A 16,014-nucleotide genomic window follows, 5' to 3' on the forward strand; every position below is an offset into this window, starting at 1 on the left:
AATGTTTCATGCAGAAATCCTTTAGTATCTTTTTGTCAGTCATGTTAGTCATTGCGATGCTGATGCCAACAGCTGTACCTGTAGCCGCTAATGATGAAAAAGCAGAATTTGATGGCATTGAGGTTATGAAATCCACGACAGAATATGCAGAAAATCCATTAGGGATCGATGTGAAAGAACCTCGTCTTAGTTGGGAACTGGATTCAAACGAACGAGGACAAAAACAAACGGCTTATGAGGTAATGGTTTCAACAGGTTTAGACAAACTAAACGATGAAAATGGTGATATGTGGGAAACTGGCAAGATAGCGTCTGATCAATCTATTAACATTGAATATGGCGGTAAGCAATTACAATCAGGGAAGCGCTATTACTGGAAGGTTAGAGTTTGGGACAATGATGGTCAAGTATCGTCTTGGAGTAAACCTGCCTGGTGGGAGATGGGATTTCTTAACGAATCTGATTGGTCAGCAAACTGGATTGGAAAAGGCAAAAAAGTAGCCGGTTCATCTATAAATCTAGGAGATAGCTATTGGATATGGTACCCAGAAGGTGACCCTACTGTGCAGGCACCAGCCGAGTACCGCTATTTCAAGCGTGATTTTGAGATATCCAGTATAGATGATGTAACCAATGCACAATGGGCTCTCACCGCCGATGATCAATATGAGTTGTATGTGAACGGGGATCTGATTGTTAAAACTGAGGGTGTTGTGGATGAATGGAAACAAGGTGAAATTTATGATTTAACTGACTTTCTAGCTTCAGGGAAAAATTCGATTGCAGTAAAAGTACTTAACAAATCAGTAAGCCCTGCTGGCCTATTAGGGAAGCTGAGGATTAACTATGCTTCTGGAGAATCGGATATTTTATTAACCGATGACAAGTGGAAATCTGCCAAAATTGCTGATGGAGAGTGGCAAAGTGTAAATTATGATATTTCTGGATGGTCCAATGCTAAGCAGATTGCTAAATATGGCAGCGGCCCTTGGGGTTCTAATGTTGTACTTTCCGAAGGGAATATGCCCGCTCCTTTGTTACGGAAGCACTTTTCAGCTGAAAAAGACATTAAATCTGCACGCGTATATGTTTCAGGACTTGGCTACTATGAATTGCATTTAAACGGAAATAAAGTTGGTGACCGTGTCCTTGATCCTGGCCACACAGACTATGATCGTACGGTGCTATATTCTACCTTTGACGTTACCGATCAATTAGTCAAAGGTGATAATGCGATTGGGGTTGAACTGGGACGTGGCTGGTATGGAATGACAACACCAAGTGTTTGGTTTTGGGAAAGAGCACCATTTCACGATGAACCGAAGCTATTATTACAGCTTGAGATTATTTACGCTGATGGAACGAAGAAAACAGTGGTTACTGACGATACCTGGAAAGTAACAGATGGACCGACCCTGTTTGATTCGGTTTATGCAGGCGAAACCTATGATGCAAGACAGGAAAAAGCAGGGTGGGCGAAGGCAGGTTTTAATGACAGCAGCTGGAATCAGGCTGCTAAAGTTGAACCACCGAAAGGCAAGCTAAAACCTTTTCAACATGAACCAATAAAAATAACTGAAACAATAAAGCCAATAAGTGTTAAAGAACCAAAAGAAGGCGTTTATGTGTTTGACTTTGGTAAAAATGTTGCAGGCTGGACAAGGCTCCATGTAAAAGGACAACGCGGGACAGAGGTGACACTTACTTACGGTGAGAAGCTGTATCAAGATGGGACTGTGAATATGAGTCAAGGTGATATTATTGGTCAGATTCAACAGGATCATTATATTTTATCCGGGGAAGACAATGAAACGTGGGCACCGAAATTTAGCTATAAAGGATATCAGTATGTACAGGTTACAGGTTTTCCAGGTGAACCAACGTTAGATAACCTTGAAGGGTATATCATTCACACTGATGTAGCAAATAATGGGATTTTTTCAAGCTCCAACTCACTTATTAATCAAATCCATGATAATACGAGACGTGCCTTATTAAGCAATTTATATAGCAAGCCGACCGATACCCCCATTTATGAGAAAAATGGTTGGACCGGAGATGCGCAAATCATGGCAGTATCAGCTATTTACAATTTTAATATGCCACGATTCTATACAAAGTGGATGAACGATTTCCTTGATGCTCAGAAACCATCTGGGGAAATACCTGACATTATTCCGACTAGCGGCTGGAGTTATGATGGTTCAGAAGGATGGACTGCCGTACATGGACCCACACCTGATTGGGACTTTGCCTATTTTGAAATCCCGTGGGATATGTACCATTATTATGGAGATGAGCGTTTCTTAGGTGAAATGTATGATGGCTGGAAAAAGTATTTTGCCTATCTTTCTTCATACGCGACGAACAATATTGTCTCGGTCGGTCTCGGTGATTGGCTGCCGGCTCCCGGAGGTGGAGGCGATACTTCGTTAACTTCTACTGCCTATTATTACAAAATGGCTGACATTATTGCTCAGGCCGCAAAAATAATGGGATTGGAATATGATTTCGAGTTGTATAATCAAAAAGCTCAAGCTATTAATCAATCCTTTAACAATACTTTCTTTGACCAAAAAGAGAGAATATATAAAGCACGTGCAGGCATCTCCTATAAACAAACATCGAATTTAATGCCGCTTGCCCTAGATTTGGTTCCTGATGAGGCAAAAGAGGATGTGGCAGCAAGCATTGTTAAGGACATAAAAGCTCGTGATGGGCACCTTGCTACCGGTATTATCGGCACCAAGTTTTTACTTCCTGTCCTGACAGAGTATGGATTTGGTGATGTGGCCTATCAATTGGCGACTCAAACGAGTTACCCCAGCTGGGGAAATTGGATTGTAAATGGTGGTGCAACTTCCCTTTATGAACATTGGGATCTTGGATCAAGATCACGAAATCACCATATGTTTGGATCGATTGATGAGTGGTTTTATAGTCATCTTGCCGGTATCAAGCCAGACAGTCCTGGATATAAGGAATTCACCATCCGGCCATTTCCTTCTTTTAACAAGGATACCCAAACTGGCTTAACACATGCTAAGGCAGATTATGATTCGCCTTATGGAAAAATAAGCAGTCAATGGTCGGTGAGTGACAATAATAATCTAACATTAGGTATTTCCGTTCCAGTAAATACAACTGCCAAGGTATATTTGCCTGTTGGAAGTAAATGGGCAGTCTTTGAGGGAACTAAAGTCGCTCATGAGGCAGAAGGAATCGAATTTCTCAAGATTGAAGATGGTAACGCCGTTTATTCAGTAGGATCTGGAACCTATCAATTCGTGGTCTACCCAGAACTGGAACTATTGGGTAACGGTTACGACGAAGCAGTTGAATTATCAAATAAGCTTAACCGTTGGAAGGAAGATGAAAGTATCAATGGGGGGCACACAGGTTATCTTGCTTCACAGGTAAATAAGCTGGAAAAACAAATTAATGACAGTATGAAAATCTTTTTAACTGATGATAAAAAAGGGCTATTACAAACCATTCAGCATGCATTAAAAACGAATTCACAACTTTCAGATTGGATTAACAATAAACAGAAATCACTTCCAGTTGATGTAGTAGACCTAGTAACCAAGTCGCTTGATACGATTTCTACAAATCTCTCAAAAGTAAGCAGCTACTATTTAAACATTGAACCAAAATTAACCTTATCTAAAACTGAGGTGTTCCCTGGGGAGAGCTTCCAGGTAAAAGCCGAGATAAGCAACACCAGTAATGAAAATCTTAATGATGTACATGCTGCTTTAGAAGTACCAGAAGGGTGGAGTGTTACAGATAAGGGTGGGACGAAAGCCCCTGTTCTCAAAAGAGGAGAAACATTCGCTGCAACATTTAATGTTACGGTTGCCAAAGGTCAAGCACCTATAAAGGATGCAAAACTTGCGGGGATAGTAAGCTACAAAAAAATGGGTGGAACAGCTACTACTAAGACAACGGCCGCGGTTCATATTAATTCGCCTATTACTATTGCTTCTGTAGAAACAAGTTCGGATCAGGTGCATTTAGGGGAGGTGATCTCCATTGAGGTTATTGTTGAAAACAAAGCTGCAGTGAAAGTGGATGGACAAGTAGAGCTTTATTTAACGAATATTGAGGGTTCTGCTCCGTTAACTCAATCAGTTCAGTTAGATGCAGACGCTTCGAAGAAAGTAACATTTGAGATCGATACTTACAAATTCAACAAATTAACCCTCCAGCTTGGAGTAGTTGCAAAGTACGAAGGTAATAATTCAGATGAAAGAAATGTAATCATTAATCTTTCAGTGCCTGGAACAAACCTTGCCCTCAATAAATCAGTATCTGCGTCCAGCAGCATCGATGCATGGGGGTGGGGACTAAAGCTCGCAGTCGATGGTCAAAGAGGAAGTACTGGCAGTTCGATGGGTTGGACGACAAATGACAAAACCAATGTTAATCATACAGAGTGGATTACCGTTGACTTAAAAGAACAGCAAACGATTAATACGGTTGTTTTATATCCACGAAATGATGCAGATGCCGGCTTTGGTTTCCCAATTGATTTTACAATTCAAGTATCGAATGATAATACAAATTGGAAAACTGTCGTTACCGAAACCAACTATCCTTTCCCAGGAGCAGAAGCGCAAATGTTCTCGTTCGAAGTACAGGAGGCACGCTATGTAAGGATACACGGTACGAATTTAAGGCCTAACCCAAATGATGGTAACCTTTATAGAATGCAATTAGCGGAAATTGAGATATACAACCATTAAAAAGAAAAGTTGAAAAACCAACATAGGAGAGTTAAATTCCTGCTCCTTACATTATTACAGTTATTGATAACTATATAAACAATGAAAGCCGCTATACTGTAATTAAGTAAGCGGTTTTTTTAAAATTCTTTATTTACAATTCAAAAATAAAACAAATATCAGTTAGGTTAAGTGATAATCAAAGGGGTTGGAATAATATGAAGGTAAGTTTATTTGCCACCTGCCTTGTCGATATGTTTCATAGGAATGTAGGAAAAGCAACGGTTGAGCTCCTTGAGAGACTTGGCTGTGAGATTGATTTTCCCGAATCACAAGTTTGTTGCGGCCAGCCGGCTTACAATAGCGGCTATACAAAGGAATCGAAAGAAGCGATGAAGCGGATGATTGATACATTTCAACATGCTGATTATGTCGTGTCACCATCAGGTTCTTGTGCCTATATGTTTCATGAGTATCCACATATTTTTAAAGGAGACCCTGTTTGGGAGCCGAAAGCGAAAAAATTGGCGAAAAAAACCTATGAGCTTACTCAATTCATTGTGGATGTATTAAAGATAGAAGATGTTGGGGCAAAATTTGAAGGAACTGCCACCTATCATACTTCCTGCCATATGACAAGATTGCTAGGCGTAAAAGAAGCTCCTATGATTCTCTTAAAAAACATCAAAGGGTTAAAATTTTCAGAGCTACCGGGAAAAGAACAGTGCTGCGGTTTTGGCGGCACCTTCTCGGTTAAAATGTCACAAATATCGGAGCAGATGGTCGATGAAAAGGTATGCCATGTCGAGGAAACAGAAGCAAAGTATCTGATTGGTGCCGATGCAGGCTGTTTGATGAACATCGGCGGCCGAATTGAACGAAAAGGAAAACCAATTAAGGTTCTTCATATTGCCGAAGTTTTGAATAGTAATTGATAGTTTTACATAAGGAATAGGAATGGAGGGAACATGAAAATGGCTATGAAAATTGGCAATGATCAATTTAAGGAACGAGTTGACAAAGGGATCCATGACGATTTTATGCGCGGTGCTGTTACGAGTGCTCAGGATGGAATGGATATAAAGAGGCGCCTTGCTGCGGAGGAACTTGGAAACTGGGAAGATTGGCGCTCGCATGGGGAAGAAATTCGCCAACATGTCCTTGAGAATTTGGATTATTATTTGGAGCAATTAAGTGAAAATGTTGCCAAGCGGGGTGGGCATGTGTTTTTTGCCCAAACAAAAGAAGAAGCAAATGATTATATTCGGGGAGTCGTCCGAGAAAAAAATGCCAAAAAGATTGTTAAATCCAAATCAATGGTAACGGAAGAAATCAGCCTTAATGCCACTCTTGAACAAGAAGGCTGCCAGGTAATTGAAACGGACCTAGGTGAATACATCCTCCAAGTGGACGATCATGATCCCCCGTCACATATTGTCGTACCCGCTCTCCATAAAAATAAAGAGCAAATACGTGAAGTGTTTACTGAAAAGCTTGGTTATACAAAGACCTCAAAGCCGGAGGAGCTTGCATGGCATGCCCGGGAAATGCTGCGCCAGGAATATTTGTCAGCGGACATCGGCATAACAGGCTGTAACTTTGCGGTAGCCGAAACCGGCTCGATTACGTTAGTGACGAATGAAGGAAATGCTGATTTGGTTACGGCTTTGCCGAAAACGCAAATTACGGTCATGGGGATGGAACGGCTGGTTCCTACCTTTGAAGAAATGGAAGTATTGGTTTCGCTTTTAACAAGAAGTGCAGTTGGTCAGAAATTAACAAGCTATATAACGGTCTTGACGGGGCCCAAAGAAGAATTGGATGTGGACGGTCCGGAGGAATTTCATCTTGTGATTGTGGATAACGGCCGCTCCAATATTCTTGGCGGAGAATTCCAGTCCGTTCTGCAATGCATTCGCTGTGCTGCTTGCGTCAATGTTTGTCCGGTCTATCGCCATGTCGGCGGCCATTCATATGGCTCCATCTATTCAGGACCAATTGGAGCGGTACTTTCGCCATTGCTTGGAGGATATGACGAATATAAAGAATTACCATATGCCTCGACGCTATGCGGGGCTTGCACAGAGGTTTGTCCGGTGAAAATTCCGCTACACAACCTGCTTCATAAACACCGAGAAGTGATTGTTGAACAAGAAGGAAAGGCACCGATATCCGAGAAACTTGCAATGAAGGCATTTGGCTTGGGCGCAGCATCCCCAATCTTATATAAAATCGGCTCGAAAATCGCCCCAACAGCAATGAATCCATTCACTGTCGGGGACAAAATATCCAAAGGACCGGGTCCATTAAAGGCCTGGACAGAAATTCGCGAGTTCCCGGCACCAAATAAAGAGAGATTCAGAGATTGGTTTAAAAACCGCAAAAAGGAGGGCGAAAAAATTTGACTGGAACAATCCAAAATCGGGAGACATTTTTAAATAAAATTGCTGGCCAGCTTGGGCGTCCACGTCGATCGACTCCTGTTGAACGTCCAAATTGGAAATTTCACCCCCAGGATGAAGTCCTAAAAGATGCCACCCAGGATGATTTGGTAGATGTATTGACCGAGCAGTGTAAAAAAATCCATACAACTCTATATACAACAGATTTGAAGGAATTACCGTCCGTCCTTAACGAGGTCGTGCTGGGTTACGGCGGAGGTCCAGTCGTCACCTGGAAGGATGACAGGTTCACTGAATGGGGACTTGAACACCTGATGAGGGTTGATTGGCCTAGTCTAAATATTGAGGTCTATGAATGGAATCATACCAGAGGTGCGGATAATGTAGCAAAAGCGGAAAATGCAAACGTGGGTATTACGATTAGTGAAGTGACACTCGCCGAATCAGGGACAGTTGTATTATTTAGCGATGAAAACAAAGGCAGAACAGTAAGCTTCTTGCCAGCGACCTATTTAGCCCTTATTCCGAAGAGTACGCTGGTGCCAAGAATGACTCAGGCAGCGCAAAAGATGCGTGAAATTCATCAACAAACAGGTCATGCTGCCTCGTGCATTAATTTCATTACTGGACCAAGTAATTCCGCAGATATCGAGTTAAATCTTGTCGTTGGTGTACATGGGCCGGTGAAGGCCTCTTATATCGTCATTAATGATTTGTAATGTAAAAATCTGTCTCGTTATAGGGCGGATTTTTTTTTGATTGTGCCCGTACAAATTTTTATCCGTCGTCATAATCAATAGCAAATGATAAGCTGGTTTTTGCGGGGTTTCTTTGAAAATAAAAAAATAACTGCAAAGCAAATAAAAACGGGAATTGAATATTTTCGTATTCAAAAATAAACAAAAATATATTATAATAAAACAGAAGTTAACAAACATTTAAACGGGGGGTTTCGGATGGTGAATAATCTTTGGAATCATGAGAAAGCTTCACAAGTAACAAATGGGGTAGAGGAATTAAGATATCGTTCCAACTTAATCGGAACGGATCGTGCCGTTTGTAACTGGGGTGGCGGCAACACTTCCATGAAAAAAATTGAAAAGGATTTCCGCGGCCGTGATATCGAGGTAATGTGGGTAAAAGGAAGCGGTTCCGACCTAGCGACAATGCAAGCTAAAAATTTCACCGGTTTAAGATTGGATGATATCCGTCCATTATTCGATCACGATGAAATGACGGACGAAGACATGGTTGCGTATCTTGCTCATTGCATGATTGACAACAAGCATCCAAGAGCATCCATCGAAACTTTATTACATGCGTTCCTTCCATTCAAGCATGTAGACCATTCACATCCAGATGCCATCATCAGCATTTGCTGTGCTGACAATGGCAAGCAAATTGCAGAAGAGATTTTTGGCAACCGTTTTATTTGGGTTCCATATGTGCGTCCTGGCTTCACTCTTTCAAAAATGATTGCAGAGGGTGTACAAAATAACCCGAACGCGGAGCTAGTCTTAATGGAAAAGCATGGTCTTGTCACTTGGGGAGAAAATTCTGAAGAGTGCTATGCAAAAACTATCACTATTATTAATGAAGCAGAACAATATATTAATGAAAGAATCAATGAAGAAAGCGTATTTGGCGGTCAAAAATATGTTTCCCTTTCGGACGAAGACGCAATGGTTATATTAGCGAAGGTAATGCCTGTTATCCGTGGGGCTGTAAGTGAAGAAAAGAAAATGCTTCTAACTTACCACCGTGGTGAAGATGTTCTTCAATTTGTAAACAGCTACAACGCTCCTGAACTTTCACTAATCGGAGCAGCATGCCCGGACCATCTTGTTCATACCAAAATGGTCCCGCTTTATATCAATTGGGATCCGCAGACAAAGGATGTAGAAGGCTTAACTGCTGCAATCAAGGAAGGAATAGCCCGCTTCAAGGCAGCATACAAAGAATACTTTGAACGCAACAAAAACGAAGGCGACAAAATGTTCGAACCAGCGCCACGTGTAATCCTAATCCCAGGATTAGGAATGGTAAACACTGGTAAGGATGTCGCGAATTCTCGAGTAAGCGGTGCCTTATACCACCGTGCTATAGCGGTTATGAAAGGTTCAACGACTCTAGGAAACTTTGTTTCTTTAAGTGAAAATGAATCCTATAACGTGGAATACTGGCCACTAGAATTATATAAATTAACTCTCGCCCCAGCTGAAGCAGAATTCTCCAGAAAGGTAACATTCATAACTGGCGGAGCAGGAGGAATTGGCAGTGCAACGGCTCACCGCCTAGTTTCTGAGGGTGCCCATGTCGTTCTGGCTGACCTTAATCATGAAGGCGCTGAAAAGGTTGCTGCCGAAATTAACGAACAATACGGCGCAAACCGTGCCCTAGCAGTAAAAATGGATGTAACAAAAGAAGAAGAAGTGCAGGTTGCATTCGACAAAGCCGCACTCACATTTGGTGGTGTGGACATCATTGTTAACAACGCTGGTCTTGCAACATCAAGCCCTATCGATGAAACTACTCTACAAGAGTGGAATTTGAATATGAATGTTTTAGGAACAGGCTATTTCCTTGTTGCCCGTGAAGCATTCAAGCAAATGAAGCAGCAGGGAATTGGCGGCAACATGGTATTTATCGGTTCGAAAAACTCTGTTTATGCCGGAAAAAATGCTGCTGCCTATAGCTCTGTCAAAGCGCTAGAAACTCATTTGGCCAGATGTATTGCAGCAGAAGGCGGGGAGTACGGCATTCGCGTAAATTCTGTGCTGCCGGATGCAGTCCTTCAAGGCTCTGCGATTTGGGGTTCCAGATGGCGTGAAGAGCGTGCGGCGGCGTACGGAATTCACCCTGATCAATTAGAAGAGCACTATCGTAAGCGTACAACTCTTCTAGTAAATATTTATCCATCTGATATTGCTGAATCGATTGCATTCTTTGCATCATCCAAGTCAGATAAAACTACTGGATGTATGTTAACTGTAGACGGCGGTGTACCTGCTGCCTTTACAAGATAATGAGTGTTATGGGAAAACCGCTGCAAGAAGTATTATATTTGAAATAGGAACCGATGAAAAAAGGCATCAAGGAATGCCTTTTTTCTTTTTAATAAGACGAATAGCCCAAAAATATGTTAAAATAATTGAAAAGTGCGAATTTTTAATCAGTATCACTTTACATATGGTTCTTATAGTAAAATGGAGGGGACGGAGGATGGGTAGAAGATGTACTAGCTTATTCACCTTACTGTTACTTATTCTTGCAAGCGGTTGCAGTACAACCGCAAAATATGACATTGTCTATTCTAAAGGTGAAGTAGACCGCCCGGTTGAGAACTATACAAGGAAGTCGTACACCATTGCACTTGTCCCGAAGCTTGTAAATATTCCCTATTTTAATGCTGTTGAAGAGGGGGCTATGGAGGCGGGGGAAGAACTAGGGGTAAATGTGATTTATAGAGGTCCTGCTGTTGCTGACCCCAATCAGCAAGTCAAAATAATCGAAGAATTAATACAACAAAAGGTAGATGTGATTGCCGTTTCTGCGAATGATCCTGAAAAATTGGTTGCAGTGATGAAGAAGGCACAAAGCCAAAATATTAAAGTCATTACCTGGGATGCTGATACACATTTTGATTCCAGGGAGTTTTTTATCAATATGGTGGATCCTGAGAAATTGGGCAGACATTTAATGGATACTCTAGCTTGGAATGTAAATGAAGAGGGAGATTTTGCGATTATTACTGGTGCGGAATCAGCAGCGAATCTAAATGTCTGGCTAAATTGGATAAAAATTCAACAAAGGGAATATTATCCGAAAATGAACTTGGTTAAGGTAGTAGCCTCAAATGATGATCCTCATAAGGCCTATATTCTGGCAAAAGAACTTTTGGCCGGCTATCCAAATTTAAAGGGGATTATCGGTAATTCCTCCGTTGGTCCGCCTGCTGCCGCCCAAGCAGTGAAAGAAGAAGGGAAATCAGGTGAGGTCACTGTTGTTGGCTTATCTCCGCCGAATCCAATGAATGAATACCTAAAAACTGATGCTGCACAGGTGGTTACTTTATGGAGCCCAAAAAAGCTTGGGTTTTTAACGGTAGCACTTGCAAAAAACCTTCTTGATGGAATGAAACCGTCTGATCGTCAAGAAATCCCGCAAGTTGGAAAAATTAGAGTTAAGGACGACATAGTTATTATGGGAGAACCAATTGATTTTACAAAGGAAAATGTGGACCAGTATGATTTTTAGATGGAAAAAATTCAAGAATTTCAGACTGATGACCAAATTAATCGTTTCGTATTTTTTCATTACGGTCATTCCTTTGGCTTTGTTGGGTTATTTTGCCTATGCCCAATATTCAAAATCAATCGAAGAACAAGTTGGTGAAAATATACCAAAATTGCTGGACCAAGCAAATGAACGAATCGGCATCTATATCCGGGATTTAAAACAGCTGCCGTACCTCCTGTATAATTCTGCACAAGTGATTGAAGTGTTAAGGAAGGACTCCTACCAAAGCAATTCATCCTTGCTGCAGGATACATTTATTGTTAATAGTTATCTGGCTAAAACATATAGCAATGGGGGAAATCCGGACATTTTAGGAGTTTTTATTTTATCAAAGAACAGGTTGTATGAAAGTTCGAAGGTCCCATATACCGGTTTCGAGAGCATTGAATTGCCATATGGCCAAGATATGGAGTTAAACGGTAAACAGGCCATCATTTATCCTTCCCATACGAATCTCAAATTTAAAAATAACCCGCCTTATATTTTGTTGATGCACCAAATTACCGATACAGAAAACCGGCAGAACTTGGGCACGATGTTTATTGTTGTGGAGATGTCATCATTTCAACAGATTATCGAAAATATTAAGGTAAATGATCAATCGGAGCTCTCGCTTATGAATGAGTATGGGTACATAATCTACCATACAAATCCTGATCTTATTGGAAAATTAAATAAGGAATTAGTAGATTATCCTAATATAAATGGAAGCTTTCGAACCACAACAATAGAGGATAACAGGTTAATTAGTATTAGCAGAAACGGCCCGGATGAATGGATTCTGGAGCATAGCGTCCCTTTGAAGAATTTGACTGAAAGAACGGATGTAGTACGAAATACTACGATTATCGTATTTATCATAGTCGTCATTTTAAGTACAATTATTTCGATTTTCCTTGCATGGAATGTAGCACGGCCTATGAACCGTCTAACCAGATTAATGAAGCGGGTTGAAAAAGGGGATTTTGATGTAGACCTTACCATTAACACTACGGATGAGGTCGGTATTCTTGCCAATAGTTTCAATTCAATGGTACTCGAGATTCGAGAATTGATTAAAATAAACTATCAAATCAAATTGCAGCAAAAGGAAGCCGAACTGTATGCGCTTCAGTCTCAAATCAATCCACATTTTATGTACAATACCCTTGAAACAATCGGAATGGCAGTCGAGGAAGGAGAAGATGACACGGTAGTAGAAATGGTGTCCATCCTCGGTAGAATGTTACGTTTCTCCATTAATAATAAAGATAAGGTGGTCACTGTTAATCAAGAAGTCCAGCATATGAAGGATTATTTGACAATTCAAAAAATAAGATTTGAAGAGCGAATTGATTTTTATATCCAAGAAGAAGTAAACAGCCAGTCTTTTCTGACTCCCAAGTTTATCTTACAGCCCATTGTTGAGAATGCAATAAAACATGGTCTTGACCACCAGCAGCATTTTAAGCTCGAAATCCTGATCAAAAAAGCACCTAACAAAGAAGAATTGATATTTAAGGTAATTGATAACGGTCCCGGAATTCCGGAAGAATTGTTGGAGGAGCTTAATTGGTACTTGGCATCTGATCCAATGGGGCGAAGGGACTCGAAATTTGGTTTAATCAATGTTCATGGAAGAATCGTCATGATGTATGGACAACCGTTTGGTCTTCAACTAGATAGTAAGATTAAACAAGGGACAGAAGTGACAATAAAAATCCCTTTATTGACAGTTGACATTGCAGAAAGGTCAGTGAGTGGAGGTGGGACGATTGAGTACAAGACTGGTTAAAACAGTGGTGGTTGATGATGAAGCACGGATTCGAAGGGGGATTGAACGGTTGGTCACGTCGTGCTCCGACGAATTTCATGTTATTGGAGGCTTTTCCAGCGGGAACGAATTACTAGCCTTTTATCACCAAGAAAAGCTGGAATTTGATCTGTTAATTACAGATATTAGAATGCCTGGCATGGATGGATTGGAATTAATAAAGGAACTAAAGAACCATGTTTCATTTGAAGCGGTAGTCATTAGCGGCTTTAATGATTTTAAATACCTGCAATCAGCCATTCGTGAAGGGGCTGTTGATTATATGGTTAAGCCGATTATTCGGGAGGAATTTCGCCTGCAGCTCCACCGTGTTAAGGAAAAAATTTATCGTAAACGGTCGGAAGAAGAGCGTCTTTTAAAGCTGGATTTAGAGTTTTTGCATGTGAAACAGATAGAAGGCATCATACAATCCATGCAGCAGGCGAAAATAGAAGAAACATTATCTCTTTTACATCAGTTTCTGAATGTACTTGAGAATCACACGTCTCCCGGGGAAATTGAACGGAACATTCAATCACTTGCTGTTCAGATTGTAAACCTTTTTGGGAAAAATTCATATGCGAATAATGAATCAGATTTCCTGTATGATGCTATAAATATGACAAAAAGAGCAAGGAATTTTAAAGTATTAAGGCATGGCCTCAATGAATGGATACAAAAAGTTTATTTATCTTTAAACAAATTAATGAACCCTGTGAAAGTGGATCCGATTCAAACAGCAAAGCAGTGGATATTGAGCAATATGGCTGAAAATATAACAATTGAAAAGATTGCACGGGAAATTCCGATGAATCCAACCTATTTTAGCGAGTACTTTAAAAATCAAACAGGTGAAACCGTATTGGATTTTGTGACAAGAACCAGGATCGAAAAAGCAAGGGAATTGCTGTTCTCAACTGATTTAAAAGTTTATAATATCGCGGAAAAGGTAGGTTATACCGATACTAAATACTTTAGCAAACTTTTCAAGAAGTATTTTGGAGAGGTCCCTTCCAAGTATAAGGAGAAAATCAAATATGGCTGACATCCAAACCTCCATTCCGGAGGTTTTTTAAATTTTTTGAAAACTCCCGAAAATCGTCACCCCAATCCGAGATCTGTCACCTTTTTCCCATAAAGAATACTAGGTATGCTAAATGTAAACGTATACAATGAAATATTCCATATCATGTGGCATGTTAGAAAGTATGATTCTACCTTTGATATAAAACTCAACTGAGGAGTGAAAAAAATGTCCGAGTTTGTACTCGAACTTAGAGGGATTACAAAAACCTTTCCTGGTGTGAAAGCTCTCGATCATGTTCAATTTCAATTAAAGCCGGGTGAAATTCATGCCTTGATGGGAGAGAATGGTGCCGGCAAATCAACGTTTATAAAAGTCATTACAGGAGTCCATCAGCCGGATGAAGGAAAGATGTACTTAAATGGACAGGAGGTTGAATTTCGAAATCCAAAGGATGCACAGAATTGTGGGATTGCTGCCATATACCAGCATGTAACCTGCTTTCCGGATTTAAGTGTAACGGAAAATATATTCATGGGACATGAAAAAATTAACAGAGCAACAAAGAGAATTCTATGGAAGGAAATGCATGCAGAAGCGAATCGCCTTCTGAAAGAGCTTGGGGCCAATTTTGATGCCAAAGCCCAAATGGGAACCCTCAGTGTGGCACAGCAGCAAATCGTTGAGATAGCAAAAGCCCTGTCAACCAATGCGAAAATTATTATCATGGATGAGCCTACTGCTGCCTTGACCAGAAATGAAAGTGAGGAGCTTTATCGAATCACGGAGAAATTAAGAGATCAGGGCACATCCATCATCTTTATCTCTCACCGCTTTGAAGATATGTATCGTCTTGCCAGTAAAGTGACTGTTTTCCGTGATTCGAAATACATCGATACCTGGGGAGTAAACGAGATTACCAATGAAGATTTAATCGTGGCCATGGTAGGAAGGGAAATAAAAAAGCTATTTCCAAAAACGGAGGCCAAAATTGGTGAAGAAGTTTTACGGGTGGACAACATGGGGAGAACAGGATTCTTTGCCGGAGTATCTTTCACGCTAGGGAAGGGAGAAATACTGGGGTTAACCGGTCTTGTTGGTGCGGGCCGCAGTGAAGTGTGTCAGGCATTGTTCGGGATCGATGCTGCTGATAAAGGAAAGATTTTTATTAATGGAAAGGAAACAAAGATTACGAATCCACTGCAAGCTATGAAGAAAGGAATCGGTTATTTACCAGAAGACAGGCAACAGCAGGGGCTGATCCTTTCATGGGGAATCGATAAAAATATTACGCTACCTTCGCTTAATCTATTATCCCGAAAAGGATGGTTAAACCGGAAGAAGGAAAAAGAGATTGCCAGTAAACTTGCCAAAAAAGTAAATGTGAAAACACCAAGTATTTATAATCTTGTAAGTTCATTATCAGGCGGGAACCAGCAAAAAGTGGCGGTTGCCAAACTTCTTACGACTGATTTGGATATCATCATTCTCGATGAACCGACAAAAGGGGTAGATGTCGGGGCAAAGTCAGCCATTTATGAAATTATCAGCGACCTGGCCAGCCAGGGATATGGCATCATCATGGTTTCCTCAGAAATGCCCGAAATCCTCAGTATGAGTGACCGAATTCTCGTTATGCGTGAAGGCAGAATTACAGCAGAATTGGATGGGAGAACAGCCACTCAGGAAGCCATTTTGGAAGCAGCGATGAAAAATACAGAGACGCGGCCAATCGATGGAACATTGGGAGCGGCTGGTATATAAAGGAGG

The 16,014-nt window shown here is 40.9% G+C and carries 9 protein-coding genes; all 9 read left to right on the plus strand.

From position 1 onward, the window contains the following. Positions 1–8: 8 nt before the first annotated feature. Positions 9–4,748, plus strand: a complete 4,740-nt coding sequence (locus tag NSS81_RS24760) for a family 78 glycoside hydrolase catalytic domain (RefSeq protein ID WP_342431262.1) — start codon at positions 9–11, stop codon at positions 4,746–4,748. 197 nt (positions 4,749–4,945) lie between these two features. Beyond that, a complete protein-coding gene (locus NSS81_RS24765; protein ID WP_342431263.1) occupies positions 4,946–5,662 on the plus strand; it encodes a (Fe-S)-binding protein in 717 nt (238 codons plus the stop codon). A 39-nt stretch (positions 5,663–5,701) separates the two neighbouring features. After that, positions 5,702–7,132, plus strand: a complete 1,431-nt coding sequence (locus tag NSS81_RS24770; protein WP_342431264.1) for a LutB/LldF family L-lactate oxidation iron-sulfur protein — start codon at positions 5,702–5,704, stop codon at positions 7,130–7,132. Further along, a complete protein-coding gene (locus NSS81_RS24775; RefSeq protein ID WP_342431265.1) occupies positions 7,129–7,848 on the plus strand; it encodes a lactate utilization protein C in 720 nt (239 codons plus the stop codon). Before NSS81_RS24770 ends, NSS81_RS24775 begins: the two co-directional genes overlap by 4 nt. A gap of 237 nt (positions 7,849–8,085) precedes the next feature. Continuing rightward, positions 8,086–10,155, plus strand: a complete 2,070-nt coding sequence (locus tag NSS81_RS24780; RefSeq protein ID WP_342431266.1) for a bifunctional aldolase/short-chain dehydrogenase — start codon at positions 8,086–8,088, stop codon at positions 10,153–10,155. 196 nt (positions 10,156–10,351) lie between these two features. Continuing rightward, positions 10,352–11,386 (plus strand): autoinducer 2 ABC transporter substrate-binding protein, encoded by a 1,035-nt coding sequence (locus NSS81_RS24785; protein WP_342431267.1) that lies wholly within the window; start codon positions 10,352–10,354, stop codon positions 11,384–11,386. Further along, positions 11,376–13,202 (plus strand): sensor histidine kinase, encoded by a 1,827-nt coding sequence (locus tag NSS81_RS24790; RefSeq protein WP_342431268.1) that lies wholly within the window; start codon positions 11,376–11,378, stop codon positions 13,200–13,202. The genes NSS81_RS24785 and NSS81_RS24790 overlap by 11 nt, the downstream gene beginning before the upstream one ends. After that, positions 13,183–14,265, plus strand: a complete 1,083-nt coding sequence (locus tag NSS81_RS24795) for a response regulator (RefSeq protein WP_342431269.1) — start codon at positions 13,183–13,185, stop codon at positions 14,263–14,265. The genes NSS81_RS24790 and NSS81_RS24795 overlap by 20 nt, the downstream gene beginning before the upstream one ends. 207 nt (positions 14,266–14,472) lie before the next feature. Beyond that, complete coding sequence (locus NSS81_RS24800; protein ID WP_342431270.1) at positions 14,473–16,008, plus strand: sugar ABC transporter ATP-binding protein; 1,536 nt, start codon at positions 14,473–14,475, stop codon at positions 16,006–16,008. The last annotated feature ends 6 nt before the right edge of the window (positions 16,009–16,014 follow it).

The sequence above is a fragment of the Neobacillus sp. FSL H8-0543 genome, from assembly GCF_038592905.1.
Lineage (GTDB): Bacteria > Bacillota > Bacilli > Bacillales > Cytobacillaceae > Neobacillus.